Source organism: Gibbsiella quercinecans (assembly GCF_002291425.1).
In the GTDB taxonomy this organism is placed as follows: domain Bacteria; phylum Pseudomonadota; class Gammaproteobacteria; order Enterobacterales; family Enterobacteriaceae; genus Gibbsiella; species Gibbsiella quercinecans.
Genome location: NZ_CP014136.1, coordinates 4150660 through 4167374, shown reverse-complemented (window position 1 = coordinate 4167374; position 16715 = coordinate 4150660). Strand labels below are relative to the sequence as shown.

The window sequence follows — 16715 nt, the reverse complement described above, 5'->3', positions numbered from 1 at the left end:
CAATCACACGCTATTTTTATTGAGTGCCGTTGCCCGCCAGCCAGGCGGACGAAGTGAACTAAGCTTTCTCCAGCTTCACGGCACATTTTTTAAAGTCGGTTTCTTTCGATAACGGATCGGTGGCGTCCAGCGTCAAACTATTGACCAACTGCGCCGCATCAAAAAACGGCATATACACCAGCCCACGCGGCGGGCGGTTGCGCCCGCGGGTTTCGATGATGCTCACCACGGCGCCACGGCGTGAAATCACCTTGACGCGCTCGCCGCGGCGCAGGTTGCGATCCTGGGCATCCAGCGGATGGATAAACACCACCGCCTGCGGGAAGGCGCGGTGCAGCTCGGGCACGCGGCGCGTCATGGTGCCGGTGTGCCAGTGCTCCAGCACGCGGCCGGTAGACAGCCACAGATCGTATTCCCGATCCGGGCTTTCCGCCGCCGGCTCAAAAGGCAGCGCGAAGATCACCGCTTTCCCATCCGGTTTGCCGTAAAAGCGCAGCGTTTCGCCGGCCTTCACGTAGGGATCAAAGCCTTCGCGGTAGCGCCACAGGGTTTCCTTGCCGTCCACCACCGGCCAGCACAGGCCGCGCGACTGGTGATAGGTATCGAACGGCGCCAAATCATGCCCGTGGCCGCGCCCAAAACCGGCGTATTCCTCAAATAGCCCCTTCTGGATGTAGTAGCCGAAATCGCGCGCCTCGTCGTTCAACTGTTCCGCCGGCAGTTCATCCAGGCCGAATTGATCCACCACGCCGTTGGCGAACAGTACCTCATACAACGTTTTGCCGCGGTACTGCGGATTTTGCGCCAGTAGCTCTGCCGGCCACACCTCATCGGTGCGGAAACGTTTGGAGAACGCCACCAGTTGCCAGAGATCGGATTTTGCCGCGCCGGGCGCCTTCACCTGTTGGCGCCAGAAGTGGGTTCGCCGTTCACCGTTGCCATAGGCGCCCTCTTTTTCCACCCACATGGCGGTGGGCAGGATCAAATCAGCCGACAACGCGCTCACGGTGGGGTAAGGATCGGACACCACCACGAAGTTGCGCGGATCGCGCCAGCCCGGCATTCGCTCTTCGGTAATGTTGGGGCCGGCCTGCATATTGTTATTGCACATCACCCAATACACGTTGAGCGTGCCGTCTTTCAGCGCCCGATCCTGCGCGATCGCATGCAGCCCCACCTCGCCCGGAATGGTGCCGGCCGGCACGCGCCATTTCTGCTCCGCGATCTGGCGGTGCTTTTCGTTAGTCACCACCATGTCGGCAGGCAGCCGGTGCGCGAAGGTGCCGACTTCACGCGTGGTGCCGCAGGCGGAAGGTTGGCCGGTCAGCGAGAACGGCCCGCAGCCCGGCCGGGCGATTTTGCCGGTCAGCAGGTGCAGGTTGTAGCACAGGTTATTGGCCCAAACGCCGCGCGTATGCTGGTTAAAGCCCATCGTCCAGTACGAAACCACCTTGATGTTCGGATCGGCATACAGCCTGGCCAGCGCTTCCAACTGATCCTTCGGCACGCCGCTCATCGCCGCGGTTTTCTCCAGGGTGTATTCCGCCACAAAGGCCTTGTAGGCTTCAAAGCTCATCGGCTCGGAGGCGTCGCTACCCGGATTCTTCGCCGCCTTTTCCAATGGGTGCGTCGGCCGTAGCCCGTAGCCGATGTCGGTAACGCCCTGGCGGATATTGACATGCCGGCGCAGAAAATCCTGATCGACCGCGTTGTGTTGAATGATGTAGTTGGCGATATAGTTCATGATCGCCAAATCGGTTTGCGGGGTGAACACCATGGCGTTATCCGCCAGCTCGAAGCTGCGGTGTTCAAAAGTGGAAAGCACGGCAACGCGGACATGATCGTTGCCCAGGCGGCGGCTGGCGATGCGCGACCACAGCACCGGGTGCATCTCGGCCATGTTGGAGCCCCAGAGCACAAAGGCGTCGGCGTGCTCAATGTCTGCGTAGCAGCCCATCGGCTCATCCATGCCGAAGGTGCGCATCAGCCCCACCACCGCCGATGCCATACAGTGGCGCGCGTTGGGATCGATATTGTTCGAGCGGAAGCCGGCTTTGAACAGCTTGGCGGCGGCATACCCTTCCCAGATGGTCCATTGGCCTGAGCCAAACATACCAACCGACCCCGGCCCTTTGGTCTGCAGCGCCGTTTTGAACTTTTCAGCCATGATGTCGAACGCCTGTTCCCACCCGATCGGCGTGAACTCACCTTCCTTGTCATACTGCCCCTGGGTCATGCGCAACAACGGTTGGGTGAGGCGATCCTTGCCATACAGGATCTTGGGCAGGAAATAGCCCTTGATGCAGTTCAGGCCGCGGTTGACCGGCGCATCCGGATCGCCCTGCGAGGCCACGATACGGCCGTTCTGCGTGCCGACCAGCACGCCGCAGCCGGTGCCGCAGAAGCGGCAAGGCGCTTTATCCCATTTAAGCTCATCCGCCCCGCCCGCCACCGCCTGCGCGACGGTGGGAATAACCAGCCCCGCGGCCGTGGCCGCCGCCAGCGCCGCATTGGCCTTCATGAAATCGCGACGACTGAGTTTCATGGCGTTACCTCACCTTGCTCATCCAACTGGTGATACACCAGCGATACCGCCAGCACCCCGTCCAGATTGCGTGCCGACTCAATGCGATCCAATAGCGCGCGGGCATCCGCCGCCTGCATGACGACCGCCAGTTTGCCTTGCCCGGCATCCGTGGCCGGGATTTCTGTGCCGGGGATCGCCAGCAGCGCCGGGATCAGCCGTGCGACCTTCTCCGGCCGGGCCTGAACCACCAACCCGCTGACATGCCATCCATCGTTCATTATTTTCACCCTGTTGCGCTGGCCCACCGGCTGGGCAACCCACGGCGCGGCGATTGACCAAAACGGCATTGGTTATTTTTTTTTAATAAAATCCATTGAATGGATGGGGTTAAAATAGGCGTTGAAGGTAGGGGTAGATAATCCCCATTAAGAGGTAAACAAAGAGTAGCTTGCGCCAGATCAAACTCTGTCGACCATTCGCGCATCGTGCGGCGTACAAAAAACGGCGCACCGTTATTTATTTGAATATATAGCGGTTATTTTAATCCCCCGCGCGCCAATTGCTTGATGCATATCGCGGTGATGGGGGGTAGCAAAAGTGATAATAGTGGACATGCCGCTGGCGCATACGCCGGCGCAGCCACTATAAATAAAAAGGACGCCTGCGTGTTTGTTAAACGCTCCCTGACCCGAAGCCTGGCCAAAACGCTGTTCAGCATTGTGGCGCTTTCGCTCCTCTCAACCGGGCTGGCGCTGACCACCGTTGCTGGCAGCCTGAGCGATGCCGAAGCGGTCAACATTGCCGGCTCGCTGCGGATGCAAAGCTATCGCCTGGCCTATGACATCACCAATAGCCCGAAGCAACTGCCGCAGCATCTGGCGCAATATCAGCAATCCCTGCAAGCCCCGGCGTTACTGAAGCTGGAGCGTTTTTACGTGCCTGAAGAGGTACGGCAAAAATACCAAGCGCTGCGTCATACCTGGCAGCCGCTGGCCGAGAAAATCATCGCCGGCCACCCGGAAGACTACCAACAGAACGTTGCCGATTACGTCGCGCGCATCGATAGCTTTGTTTTCACGCTGCAGCACTATTCGGAATTGAAGCTGACCATCGTGGCCGCCATCAGCGTGATGGGCTATATCGCCATCATTGGCCTGGCGCTGTTTTGCCTGCGCGTGATGCGCCGCCAGGTGGTGACGCCGCTAAAACGGCTGGTCGACGCCAGCCAGCGCATGCAGCAACGGGATTTCAACTACCCGCCGCTTGAGGTGGCACTGCCCAATGAACTGGGCGTGCTGTCGCAGGCCTTCAACGCCATGTCGGACGAACTGGCCAGGCTTTATCAGTCGCTGGAGCACAAGGTACAGGAAAAAACCGAACGGTTGCAGCAGGTTAACCGCACGCTGGAGGTGCTTTACCACTGCTCGCAGGCGCTGAGCACCGGGCACATCGAACAGCGAGCCTTTGAGCAAATTTTGCAGATTGTGCGTAAAAGCGAGCATCTGCGCTGCATCCGCCTGGAGGTGGAAGGCACGCCTAGCCCCTGGCGGTTAACCAGCGGCTCCCCACTGGCGGGGCAGGATTGGCAGCAGCAGTGCATCGAGCAGGACGGTAAACCGGTGGGCCAACTGTGCTGGCAAACCCGGCAGCAGCCACCGCACCCGCACCTGATGCAAAGCGTGGCGAACATGCTGAGCCGCGGGCTGTATTTCAACCGCGCACAAAAACAGCATATGCAATTTTTGCTGATGGAAGAGCGCGCCACCATCGCCCGTGAACTGCACGATTCACTGGCGCAGGCGCTGACTTTCCTGCGCATCCAGTTGACCATGCTCAAACGCGAACTCGCTGCCTGTTCGCCGCAGGCGCAGGGCATCATCGCCGATTTTGATCGGGCGTTGGCCGATGCCTACCGCCAGTTGCGTGAACTGCTGGCGACTTCCGCCTCAGCATTCAGGCCGCCGATCTGCATACCGCCCTGCGCCAACTGCTGGCGCCGCTAAAGGAACGGACACAGGCCCGAATCATGCTGGATTGCCTGATCCCTTCGCAGGCGCTCAATGCCCAGCAGCAGGTGCACGCGCTGCAGATCGTTCGCGAGGCGGTACTCAATGCGATCAAACACGCCAATGCGCAAGTGATTGCCATCCGCTGCGCCGTGGACGCGAACGGCAGCAACATCATCACCATCAGCGATGACGGTTGCGGCATCGCCAGCCTGGAAGAACCGGAGGGCCATTATGGGCTGACTATCATGAGTGAGCGGGCCGCCCGGCTGGGGGGAAAACTGCTGATTCAACGCCGTGCGCCAGGGGGAACGGAAATTCGGCTCACCCTACCCCCTTCTGGGTAATTGATGCCGCCAGGTGGATAAAAGGCAATGGCAATCAAGGCTGGGGAATGATACACACCGCTACCAAGAATACCGGTAACGGGTTAGTCTTGGCTAAACGGAATAGCCCTATTGGAGCAAGGCCTACAGGCGGCGCCCTAGTAGGGTGTTGACATTACATTTGAGTGGCTTTATCGGCTACAGGGAGAAATTTCATGGTAATGAAAAACTACAAGGTGGTTATCGTCGACGATCATCCACTGATGCGCCGCGGTATCAAACAGTTACTGGGGTTGGATCCGGCATTCAACATCGTGGCGGAAGCCAGCAACGGCACCGAGGCGATTGCCATGGTATTGCAACATGAGCCTGATGTGGTGCTGCTTGATCTGAACATGAAGGGCCTTTCCGGGCTGGACACGCTAAAGGCATTGCGCAATGAAGGCGTTGACGCGCGGATCATCGTGCTGACCGTCTCGGATGCGCGCAGCGATCTGTATGCGCTGATCGACGCCGGCGCCGACGGCTATCTGCTAAAAGACAGCGAACCGGAACAGTTATTAGTGGATATCCGCGCAGCGGCGGGCGGCCAGAATATCATCAGCGAAGCCATCGCGGACTACCTCTCTTCGCGCAGTGAACAGAGCAATCCCTTTGCCGAACTGACTGAACGTGAACTGGACGTGCTGCAAGAAGTGGCGCGCGGGATGTCGAACAAGCAGGTTGCCGTGCAGTTGCACATCTCCGAAGAAACGGTCAAGGTGCACATCCGCAATATGCTGCGCAAGCTGAACGTACGCTCCCGGGTCGCCGCCACGGTGATGTATCTGGAGTATAAAAACCAATAACGATCCCCCCGGCCTGCCGGGGAACCGTTAGCCGATAACCGCCAGCAACTGTTGGTGGTATCGGCTCACCCACTGCGGATCAAGCGGGCCCCAATCGTCCAACTGGTAAAAACCGTCGTTATTGCGCACGCCCTGCTGCACAAAACGCAGCGAGACGCCAAGCCCCGGCAAGGCCTTTAGCGTGTCCTGCAGCGTGCGCCGCGGCCAGCCGGTCTGCGCCATCAGGCGCGGCACATTGGGCCTTTCACTGTGGCTAATCAGCCAGCACAAATAAAGGCGGCGGGCAAATACCGGGTTAATATCCATACGCTGCTCCTGCTATTGAAAACATCCAGATAAATCCATTGAAAGGAAATTCAGTAGCTTTTTGTATTTCGTGAGTACAATTGGTAAAGCGCAGCCTACTGTTATTTACATTATCTCCATTTTTTCTCCACGCTTTCCTTATAGCTGGCAGGTAAAGTGCCATACTGTCGGCATCCTTTCAGCTAACACTTGAACGCAGTCCTGATGCGTCTTAAAGATAGAACAAGTCACAACGAGGTTCGCGCTGTATGGCCAATTTTTTTATCGATCGCCCGATTTTTGCCTGGGTTCTGGCAATTATCCTTTGCCTGACTGGCACATTGGCGATTTTTTCGTTGCCGGTTGAACAATATCCCGATCTCGCCCCACCGAATGTGCGAATCGTGGCAAATTACCCCGGCGCCTCGGCGCAAACGCTGGAAAATACCGTCACCCAGATTATCGAACAAAACATGACCGGCCTCGATAACCTGATGTATATGGCATCGCAAGGCACCAACACCGGGCAAGCCACCGTCACCCTCACCTTTGAAGCCGGCACCAACCCCAATGAAGCCTTGCAGCAGGTGCAAAACCAGTTGCAAACCGCGCTCAAGCGCCTGCCGCAGGCGGTTCAGGACCAAGGGGTGACCGTTTCAAAAACCGGCGACACCACGCTGATGATGGTGGCGTTCGTCTCCACCGACGGCAGTATGGACCGGCAGGATATCGCCGACTTTATCGTTTCCAACGTGCAGGATCCGCTCAGCCGCGTTAACGGCGTCGGCAGCATCGATGTGTTTGGCTCCCAGTACGCAATGCGCATCTGGCTCGATCCCAACAAGCTCAACAGCTACCAGCTCACCACGCAGGATGTGGTGAGCGCTATCACCTCGCAGAATAGCCAGGTTGCCGTTGGGCAACTGGGCGGCACGCCGGCGGTCGACAACCAGGCGCTTAACGCCACCATCAATGCGCAGTCACAGTTGCAAACCCCGGAGCAGTTCCGCCAGATCACCCTGCGGGTTAACCAGGATGGTTCAATGGTCACGCTGGGGGATGTCGCCACCATTGGCCTGGGCGCTGAAAACTACAACTACCTCAGCCGCTACAACAGCATGCCCGCCGCCGGCATCAACATCAAACTGGCCTCCGGCGCCAATGAAATGCAAACCGATCAGATGGTGAAGGAAAGAATCGCCGCCCTTGAGCCCTACTTTCCCCGCGGGCTAGAGGCCAAAATCGCTTATGAAACCACGCCTTTTGTTAAAGCCTCTATCCGCGATGTAGTGAAAACCCTGCTGGAAGCGGTGCTGCTGGTGTTCCTGGTGATGTACCTGTTCCTGCAAAACTTCCGCGCGACGCTCATCCCAACCATCGCCGTGCCGGTGGTGCTGCTGGGCACCTTCGCCGTGCTTTCCGCATTTGGCTACAGTATCAATACGTTAACCATGTTCGCCATGGTATTGGCCATCGGCCTGTTGGTGGACGATGCCATCGTGGTGGTGGAAAACGTTGAACGCGTAATGAGCGAAGACGGCTTACCGCCGCGTGAAGCCACCCGTAAATCCATGGCCCAGATACAGGGTGCGCTGGTCGGTATCACTATGGTGCTTTCCGCCGTATTCATCCCAATGGCCTTCTTCGGCGGCACCACCGGGGCGATTTACCGCCAGTTCTCAATTACTATCGTGGCCGCCATGGTGCTCTCGGTGCTGGTGGCGATGATCCTCACCCCGGCACTGTGCGCCACGTTGCTCAAGCCGCACACTGCGGGCCAACAGCACGGCAAACGCGGCTTCTTCGGCTGGTTTAACCGCATGTTCAACCGCAATACGCTGCGCTACGAGCGCGGCGTGGCACGCATACTGCACCATAGCCTGCGCTATATGGTGCTCTATCTGCTGTTGCTTGGGGGGATGGCGCTGCTGTTTATCAAACTGCCCACCTCATTCCTGCCGGACGAAGATCGCGGCGTGTTCAGCGTGCAGGTGCAACTGCCGGCAGGTTCCACCCAGCAGCAAACCTTGAAGGTTGTCGAAAAAGTTGAACACTATTTCATGACCAAGGAACAGCAGGACGTGGTTTCGGTGTTCGCGATCATCGGCTCCGGCCCCGGCGGCAATGGGCAAAACGTGGCGCGTATGTTTGTGCGCCTCAAGGACTGGAGCGAACGCGGGGCGGAAGGCAGTTCCTTTGCCGTGATCGAGCGTGCGACCAAGGCGCTCAACAGCGTTAAGGAAGCGCGCGTCATTGCCAGCAGCCCACCAGCCATTAACGGGCTGGGGAACTCATCCGGCTTTACCATGGAACTGGAAGATCACGCCGGCCTGGGGCACGCCAAGCTGATGGCGGCGCGCGATCAACTGTTGCAGGCCGCCGGCCAGAACCCACTGCTTTCACGGGTGCGCCATAACGGCCTGGACGATAGCCCGCAGTTGCAAATCAATATCGATCAGCGCAAGGCGCAGGCGCTCGGCGTCAGCATCGATGATATCAACGACACGCTATCCACTGCCTGGGGCTCCACCTACGTCAACGACTTCGTCGATCGCGGGCGGGTGAAACGGGTGTATGTGCAGTCCGCCGCTCCATTCCGCATGCTGCCGGATGACGTTTACAAATGGTACGTGCGCAACAGCACCGGCGGCATGGTGCCGTTCTCCGCCTTTGCCACATCGCACTGGGAGTATGGCTCCCCACGCCTGGAACGCTATAACGGCACTTCATCGCTGGAGATCGTCGGCGAAGCCGCCAGCGGCACCAGTAGCGGCACCGCCATGGCGGAAATGGAGAAGTTGGTCAGCCAACTGCCGGCTGGGTTCGGCCTGGAATGGTCGGCGATGTCGTACCAGGAACGGCTGTCCGGCTCGCAGGCGCCGGCGCTGTATGCGCTCTCTTTGCTGGTGGTGTTCTTGTGCCTGGCCGCATTGTATGAAAGCTGGTCAATCCCGTTTGCGGTGATGCTGGTGGTGCCGCTTGGGGTGATTGGCGCGCTGGTGGCCACCTGGCTGCGCGGGCTGGAAAACGACGTTTACTTCCAGGTGGGGTTATTGACCATCATTGGGCTTTCGGCGAAAAACGCCATCCTGATCGTCGAATTCGCCAACGAACTACACCACAAAGGGAAGGAACTGACGGCGGCGACGCTAGAGGCCTCGCGGATGCGCCTGCGCCCTATTCTGATGACTTCGCTGGCCTTTATTTTCGGCGTTCTGCCGATGGCGCTTAGCCAGGGTGCAGGTTCCGGCAGCCAGCACGCCGTAGGGACCGGCGTCATCGGCGGGATGATTTCCGCCACCGTGCTGGCGATCTTCTTCGTGCCGCTGTTCTTCGTCCTGGTTCGCCGGCGTTTCCCGGGCAAACAGGCCGTGCCGCCGTTGGTTGAAAGCAGCGGCGAATAATTGGCATTAAAAAAGCAGCGCCGGTGAAGGTGCTGCTTTTTATTTGAACGGTGACCCGTTCAAGATACTTCATAACATGCCCGCCATACCGTAACGGAGTAGGGGCACAGGTGAGAACGACTCAGTACAGCTTGCCTGGCGATAAACCTAACCCGGTAATCAGTTACCTAACATCTCATCAATGAAGTCTTTCCAGTTACCTAATTCACGATCAACCATGATGCATTTACAACCTCAATTATCACACGCTGCGAATTCTACGCTTATTTTTTGACCAGGTGAAGCTTTTTGGGAACGTTGCCAACCCCAGAATAGCGGGTTAACGCATATTTTCGGATTAATCGCTAATACCGTCATTCACCCTATGCCCTTCTGCGATCAACTTATCCCCTTCATACTTCAAGTTGCAGGTGTGTTGGCTTGATTACTCGGCCCATCCCTGGGCCTCTCCCCTTCGGGGCCGCTGCTAACAGCGTTCAAATCTGCTCCCGGCAGATTTGTCACTCACCGGAGGCTGGCCAGAGGCCAGGCAAATTCGTTCCTGACGAATTTGTCGCTGCGTTGCCGCCTTCCTGCAACTCGAATTATTTTGGGTATATCGCTATCACGCGAACGGATGCTTTTTTTATATGCCTGAAACGCGCGCATAACGCCGATCGGGATCACTGAATCCCGGGGAAAAATCGGCAAATTGTGACCGGTGAGCAACTTTGCCACGTTGCCGGGCAAAACGCAGGCCCGCGCAGGCAATGGCGCACAGATATGCAGGCCGCTAACGCACTTTGCGGCTGTGGAACTTGTCTTTTATCACACCGTCAAAAAACCGGCCTTTGGACACCACGGAAAGAAAGGTTTTATAGATACGTTCAGGAACCGCGCTGTATTGGTAAATTCCGTGTTCGCGAAATTCGATTTCCAGCAGGCTGCGTTTTGGATCATAACCTATAGAAATTATCCGTGATGACGAAACAGGCTGCCGCTTCAATTGCTTTTTCTCCCAGTTTAATTGCCAAAAAGACACTGCCGCTCACGGCCGGCACCTGTTTCACAGGCCGCCAGCCCAAACGCGTTAATAGATTCATTTTATTGATAGCATTAACAAATTACCCCGTTGCCAAACGGCAAGCAACCAAAAGTACGGCGAATCCCCCCAGGCAGATGCATCCTTCCCGGCAAAGCGAATAAAAGGGCTGCTTTTGGCCGCGAAAACCACCGTTTGAGCCTGGCAGGTGGTTGTTCACGGCCATAAACGTATTCGTTGTCTGGATCTGGCCCTGGTTTTCCCGCATTATCTCTCCCATCGCCGAGCAGCATCGTTTTCTTGCGGCTTTGCCGCCGGTTGCTCAGTCCTTATTCGACGATAATTTAGGTAGCATTTTCGCCATGGCAGACAAACCACAACCAACATCGCTTACCCTCTACGGCATCAAAAATTGCGACACCATCAAAAAAGCGCGCCGCTGGCTGGAAGAACAGGGCGTAGCCTATCAATTCCACGATTACCGCACCGACGGGCTGGATGAGCCCCTGCTGCGTGATTTTGTCGCGCGCCTCGGCTGGCAACCGTTGCTCAACACCCGCGGCACCACTTGGCGCAAACTGGACGAAACGCAGCGCAACGCCTGCGATAACGCCGACGCAGCCATCGCCCTGATGCTGGCGCAGCCGGCCATCATCAAGCGCCCGTTGCTGGATGACGGCCACGGCCATGCCCTGCTCGGCTTCAGCGCCGATGCTTACCAGCAATATCTTTCCGAGGTAAAATCATGACCTGCCCTGTTATCGAGCTGGCGCAACAGTTAATCAAGCGCCCGTCCCTGAGCCCGCGCGACGAAGGCTGCCAGGCCATCATGATCGAACGCCTGCAGGCCATTGGCTTTACCGTTGAACCGATGGATCTCGAAGATACCCAGAACTTCTGGGCCTGGCGCGGCGAAGGCCAAACGCTGGCGTTCGCCGGCCATACCGATGTGGTGCCAAGCGGCGACGAAAGCCTGTGGGCACACCCGCCGTTTGATCCCACCATCCGCGACGGCATGCTGTACGGCCGCGGCGCTGCGGATATGAAAGGATCGCTGGCCGCCATGGTGGTCGCCGCCGAACGCTTTGTCGCCGCGCACCCCGATCACCAGGGGCGGTTGGCGTTCTTGATCACCTCTGACGAAGAAGCCAACGGCACCCACGGCACGGTCAAGGTTGTCGAAGCCCTGATGGCGCGCAACGAGCGCCTGGATTACTGCCTGGTGGGCGAGCCTTCCAGCACCGAGCACGTCGGCGACGTGGTTAAAAACGGGCGCCGCGGCTCCATCACCGCTAACCTGCGCATCCACGGTATTCAAGGGCACGTCGCCTACCCGCACCTGGCGGATAACCCGGTGCACCGCGCCATGCCGGCGCTCAATGAGCTGGTGGCTACCGAATGGGATCAGGGCAACGCCTTCTTCCCGCCCACCAGCATGCAGATCGCCAATATTCAGGCCGGCACCGGCAGCAACAATGTGATCCCGGGTGAACTGTTCGTGCAGTTCAACTTCCGTTTCAGCACCGAACTGACTGATACCCAGATCAAACAACAGGTGGAAGATCTGTTGGAACGCCACAAACTGAACTACAGTATTGATTGGCGCCTGTCTGGCCAGCCCTTCCTCACCACACGCGGTGCGCTGGTGGATGCGGTGGTAAACGCGGTTGAGCACTATGCCGAACGCACCCCGCAGTTGCTGACCAACGGCGGAACCTCCGACGGGCGGTTCATTGCCCGGATGGGCGCACAGGTTGTGGAACTGGGGCCGGTTAACGCCACCATCCACAAAGTTAACGAATGCGTCAACGCAGCCGATCTTCAACTGCTGAGCCGCATGTATCAGCGTATTATGGAGCAGTTGATCGCATGATCACCCCAGAGATGCTCACCGGGCGCAGCACCGGGCATCTGGCGCCCCTGGTGGGCAACCATCGCCTGCAGCCGCAGGCGGTCGCCGCCTTTTGCGCCATGCAGCAGGCGGCCCAGGCCGCCGGTTTTGATCTACAACCGGCCAGTACCTTTCGTGATTTTGAACGCCAGCGGGCCATCTGGAACGGCAAGTTCCGCGGCGAACGCCCGGTGCTGGATCACAACAGCCAGCCCATCGACATCACACCGCTTTCCGATGCCGAACGCTGCGAAGCCATCCTGCGCTGGTCTGCGCTGCCGGGCGCCAGCCGCCATCACTGGGGCAGCGATCTGGATATCTATTCCCCGGCGCTGCTGCCGGCAGGCCAAAAGCTGCAACTGGAACCCTGGGAATACCTGCAGGGCGGCTACTTTTACCCGCTCACCTGCTGGCTGTCGGAAAACATGGCCGACTTCGGCTTCTACCGGCCGTTCAGCGGCGAGAGCAGCGGCGTGGCGATGGAGCCCTGGCATCTGAGCTACCGTCCCTTGGCGCAGCAGGCCGAGCATTTGTTGACGCCGGCGCTGCTGCTGGCCGCCTGGCAAGATAGCGACGTCGCCGGTGCTGGCTGGCTGGCGCGCCACTTGCCCTCCATTTTTGCGCGTTTTATACGCCCTGAAGAGAAGAAATAACTATGCACTGGTTAGCTGATTACTGGTGGATCATTCTGCTGATCCTGGCGGGGATGATCATCAGCGGGATAAAAGAACTGCGCCGCGTCGACGTAAAAAGCTATTTGGCCAATAAACCGACCTTGCCGCCGCACCGCGATAACAACGCGAAGTGGGACGACGACGAAGACGATCAACCAAAGAAAAAACCCTAACCCTGAGCGCCGCGCTTGCCCGGCGGCGCCCTTTCTCTGCGTAAAAAGAAGTCGACTTCTCAAAAGATTGCCTCTAGATTTAACTCTGATTGGTTAATGTGATGATAATCACACTCCCAGCAGTTAAAACGGTCTGGATCCAGACGGGGGTTCATCCAACCAACTCACCCACCACGGTAACGGTTCTCGCAATGGCGTCGGCACATGGATGCCAGATAATTTCAGATTTCAAAATTCTGAGGCTCGAGCTATGGCTATTAATATTGCGCTAAACCACGTGACCGAATATCGCTATGACCGCCGCATCAATCTGGGTCCCCAAGTCATACGCCTGCGCCCCGCTGCACACTGCCGCACCCCCATCCTGGCATACTCGCTGAAAGTGATCCCGGAAACGCACTTTATCAACTGGCAGCAGGATCCCAACGGGAACTACCTGGCCCGGCTGGTGTTTCCGGAACCCACCGAGCATTTCCGGGTAGAAGTGGATATGCGGGTTGAAATGTCGGTGATTAACCCGTTCGATTTCTTCCTTGAGCCGCAGGCTGAGCAGATCCCATTCAACTATTCCGCCGAACAAAAAATCGAGCTGGCGCCCTATCTGCAATGCCAGCCGCTCACGCCAACGCTGGAAAGCTACCTGAGCACCATCCCCAAAGCGCCGCAGCGCAGCGCCGAATTCCTGGTGGCGCTCAACCAACAGTTGCAGAATCACATCGGTTACACCATCCGTATGGCGCCCGGGGTGCAAACGCCGGAAGAAACCCTGACCCTGCGCAGCGGCTCCTGCCGCGATTCCGCCTGGCTGCTGGTGCAGATCCTGCGCAACCTGGGCCTGGCCGCCCGCTTTGTCTCCGGCTATCTGCTGCAACTGACGCCGGATGTAAAATCGCTCGATGGCCCTTCCGGCCCGGAGGCTGACTTTACCGATCTGCACGCCTGGACCGAGGTTTATCTGCCCGGCGCAGGTTGGATTGGGCTGGATCCGACCTCGGGACTGTTTGCCGGCGAGGGGCACATCCCGCTGGCCTGCACGCCGGAACCGTCCAGCGCCGCGCCGATCAGCGGCCTGCTGGATGAATGCGAGTGCGAATTTGAACACCGGATGGAGATTACCCGAGTCGATGAAGTGCCACGGGTGACCAAACCCTACAGCGAAGCACAGTGGCAGGCGATCAACGCGCTCGGCTACCAGATCGACAGCGATTTGCAGGCCAACGATGTGCAGTTGACCATGGGCGGCGAGCCGACGTTCGTCGCCGTTGACGATCCCGACGGCGCCGAATGGAATACCGATGCGCTGGGGCCGACCAAGCGCCTGCGCGCCGCAGAACTGTTTCAGCGTATGCGTGAACACTATGCGCCAGGCGGGCTGGTGCACTTTGGCCAGGGGAAATGGTACCCCGGCGAACAGTTACCGCGCTGGTCGCTCAACTGCTTCTGGCGCCGGGACGGCCAACCGATCGCGGTGCCGGCCATGTTCGCTGACGAAACCCAGGATTATGGCGTCACGCCAGCGCTGGCCGCCGATTTCTTGCAGCGCATCGCACAATATCTGGGCGTTGACGGCAGCGATATTTTCCCGGCCTATGAAGACACCTTCTATTACCTGTGGCGTGAGCGCAAACTGCCGGCCAATGTCGATCCCTTTGATTCACGCCTGGACGATCCGCTGGAGCGCGCGCGATTGCGCAACGTCTTCGAACAGGGCCTGGATGCGGTGATCGGCCACGTGTTGCCGCTGGCTAAGGAAGAAAATCAGCCATGGCGCAGCGGCCCGTGGTTCCTGCGCGAGGAGCGCTGTTACCTGCTGCCGGGGGATTCAGCGCTGGGCTACCGCCTGCCGCTGGATTCGTTGCCCTGGGTGCAGAAAAGCGATTACCCGTATATTCACAGCACCGATCCGCACCAACCGTTCCCGTCGCTGCCGGCCTACCAACAGTTGCGCCAGCAATATCGCGACAGCACGCCAGGCGCCACAGAGCCACAGCCGCCCATCCCGCGCCCGGCGTTGCATCAGTCGGCCGACGGCCTGGCCCGCACGGCGCTGTGCGCAGAGCCACGCAATGGCATTCTGTATCTGTTTATGCCCCCCACCCGCGCGCTGGAAGATTACCTGCAACTGGTGGAAGCCATCGAAGCCACCTCACTGGCACTCGGTATCCCGGTGGTGCTGGAAGGCTATGAACCGCCGGGCGATCCGCGCCTGACCAACTTCCGCATCACCCCCGATCCCGGCGTGATCGAAGTGAATATTCAGCCGGCCGCCAACTGGAGCGAACTGGTGGAGCAAACCACCTTCCTGTATGACGCGGCGCACCAGTCACGCCTGACGACGGAAAAATTCATGCTCGACGGCCGCCATACCGGCACCGGCGGCGGCAACCATATGGTGATGGGCGGTGCCACCCCGGCACAAAGCCCGTTCCTGCGCCGCCCGGATCTGCTGCGCAGCCTGATCGGCTTCTGGCATAACCATCCGTCGCTGTCCTACCTGTTCTCGGGGCTGTTTATCGGCCCCACCAGCCAGGCGCCGCGGATTGATGAAGCGCGCAACGATTCCGTATATGAAATGGAGATCGCCTTCAGCCGCTTCCCACAGCCCGAAGAAACCTCGCCGCCGTGGCTGATCGACCGCCTGCTGCGCAACCTGTTGATCGACGCCGCCGGCAACACCCACCGGGCTGAGTTCTGTATTGATAAACTCTACTCGCCGGATGGGCCAAGCGGCCGCCTGGGCCTGCTGGAGCTGCGTGCCTTTGAAATGCCGCCGCATGCGAGAATGTCGCTGGCGCAACAGTTGCTGCTGCGTGCACTGCTGGCCCGTTTCTGGCAGCAGCCCTATCAGCCGCAACGGCTGCGCCGCTGGGGCACCGAACTGCACGATCGCTTTATGCTGCCCCATTTTGTGCGGCAGGACTTTAACGATGTGCTGAGCGAACTGGGCGAATTTGGCTACGCATTCGATCCGGGCTGGTTTGATGCCCACTTCGCCTTCCGCTTCCCGCAGCACGGCGAATTCTGCGCCGATGGCGTTCAGGTGCAAATCAGCCATGCACTGGAACCGTGGCATGTGATGGGTGAAGAAGGTGCAATCGGCGGCACCGTGCGCTATGTTGATTCATCGGTGGAACGGCTGCAGATCAGAGTGACCGGGCTCAACGACGATCGCCACCTGATCACCGTTAACGGCCAGCCAGTGCCGTTACAGCCTACCGGCAACGTCGGCGAAGCGGTCGGCGCAGTGCGCTACCGGGCCTGGCAACCCGCAGCCTGCCTGCATCCGACCATCGGCGTGCAAGTGCCGCTGACCATCGAACTGGTGGACAACTGGATGCAGCGTTCGCTCGGCGGCTGCCAGTATCACGTCGCACACCCGGGCGGGCGCAATTACGATAGCCACCCCGTTAACGCCTATGAAGCGGAAGCCCGCAGGCTGGCGCGTTTCTTGCACATGGGTCATACACCAGGAAAAATGACGGTTGAACCGCAGCCGCGCAACCCGAACTTCCCGTTCACGCTCGATTTGCGCTGGCATTAATGCCGCCGCCAGCCGAAAC

12 protein-coding genes and 1 pseudogene are annotated in these 16715 nt (G+C 58.9%); 8 read left to right on the top strand and 5 right to left on the bottom strand.

The genetic code is table 11. The features are described from left to right. Positions 1 to 58 precede the first annotated feature (58 nt). Positions 59 to 2545: a nitrate reductase catalytic subunit NapA gene (gene napA / locus ACN28Q_RS19060; RefSeq protein ID WP_095847787.1), complete on the bottom strand. Its 2487-nt coding sequence runs from the start codon at positions 2543 to 2545 to the stop codon at positions 59 to 61. Further along, the gene (gene napD / locus ACN28Q_RS19055) at positions 2542 to 2805 is read right to left on the bottom strand and encodes a chaperone NapD (RefSeq protein ID WP_095849096.1); all 264 of its coding nucleotides are present in this window, start codon (positions 2803 to 2805) and stop codon (positions 2542 to 2544) included. The genes napA and napD overlap by 4 nt, the downstream gene beginning before the upstream one ends. Before the next feature lie 387 nt (positions 2806 to 3192). Here napD and narQ point away from each other — a divergent pair. Both narQ and ACN28Q_RS19045 read left to right on the top strand, forming a co-directional pair. Beyond that, a pseudogene (gene narQ, locus ACN28Q_RS19050) lies at positions 3193 to 4880 on the top strand (nitrate/nitrite two-component system sensor histidine kinase NarQ). Between the two features lie 194 nt (positions 4881 to 5074). After that, positions 5075 to 5707, top strand: a complete 633-nt coding sequence (locus ACN28Q_RS19045) for a response regulator (RefSeq protein WP_095847786.1) — start codon at positions 5075 to 5077, stop codon at positions 5705 to 5707. A 27-nt stretch (positions 5708 to 5734) separates the two neighbouring features. Here the strand turns inward: ACN28Q_RS19045 and ACN28Q_RS19040 are convergent, their stop codons facing one another. Next, positions 5735 to 6013, bottom strand: coding sequence for a winged helix-turn-helix domain-containing protein (locus ACN28Q_RS19040; protein WP_095847785.1), 279 nt, complete (start codon positions 6011 to 6013; stop codon positions 5735 to 5737). A 248-nt stretch (positions 6014 to 6261) separates the two neighbouring features. On the opposite strand from ACN28Q_RS19040, the gene acrD reads away from it, so the two are divergent. After that, entirely contained in the window at positions 6262 to 9396 is a 3135-nt protein-coding gene (acrD, locus tag ACN28Q_RS19035) for a multidrug efflux RND transporter permease AcrD (RefSeq protein WP_095847784.1), read from the top strand. A 159-nt stretch (positions 9397 to 9555) separates the two neighbouring features. Here the strand turns inward: acrD and ypfM are convergent, their stop codons facing one another. Both ypfM and ACN28Q_RS19025 read right to left on the bottom strand, forming a co-directional pair. After that, positions 9556 to 9615 (bottom strand): protein YpfM, encoded by a 60-nt coding sequence (gene ypfM, locus ACN28Q_RS19030; protein ID WP_100396732.1) that lies wholly within the window; start codon positions 9613 to 9615, stop codon positions 9556 to 9558. A gap of 553 nt (positions 9616 to 10168) precedes the next feature. Next, positions 10169 to 10381: a KTSC domain-containing protein gene (locus ACN28Q_RS19025; protein ID WP_095849095.1), complete on the bottom strand. Its 213-nt coding sequence runs from the start codon at positions 10379 to 10381 to the stop codon at positions 10169 to 10171. A 398-nt stretch (positions 10382 to 10779) separates the two neighbouring features. On the opposite strand from ACN28Q_RS19025, the gene ACN28Q_RS19020 reads away from it, so the two are divergent. The 5 genes from ACN28Q_RS19020 to ACN28Q_RS19000 all read left to right on the top strand — a co-directional run bounded on the left by ACN28Q_RS19020 (position 10780) and on the right by ACN28Q_RS19000 (position 16696). Then, positions 10780 to 11166, top strand: coding sequence for an ArsC family reductase (locus ACN28Q_RS19020; protein WP_095849094.1), 387 nt, complete (start codon positions 10780 to 10782; stop codon positions 11164 to 11166). Next, the gene (dapE, locus tag ACN28Q_RS19015) at positions 11163 to 12290 is read left to right on the top strand and encodes a succinyl-diaminopimelate desuccinylase (RefSeq protein WP_095847783.1); all 1128 of its coding nucleotides are present in this window, start codon (positions 11163 to 11165) and stop codon (positions 12288 to 12290) included. Before ACN28Q_RS19020 ends, dapE begins: the two co-directional genes overlap by 4 nt. Further along, entirely contained in the window at positions 12287 to 12961 is a 675-nt protein-coding gene (locus tag ACN28Q_RS19010; protein ID WP_095847782.1) for a M15 family metallopeptidase, read from the top strand. Before dapE ends, ACN28Q_RS19010 begins: the two co-directional genes overlap by 4 nt. 2 nt (positions 12962 to 12963) lie before the next feature. Continuing rightward, positions 12964 to 13155, top strand: a complete 192-nt coding sequence (locus ACN28Q_RS19005; RefSeq protein ID WP_095847781.1) for a YpfN family protein — start codon at positions 12964 to 12966, stop codon at positions 13153 to 13155. Between the two features lie 250 nt (positions 13156 to 13405). Then, positions 13406 to 16696, top strand: a complete 3291-nt coding sequence (locus ACN28Q_RS19000; RefSeq protein WP_095847780.1) for a transglutaminase family protein — start codon at positions 13406 to 13408, stop codon at positions 16694 to 16696. Positions 16697 to 16715 lie beyond the last annotated feature (19 nt).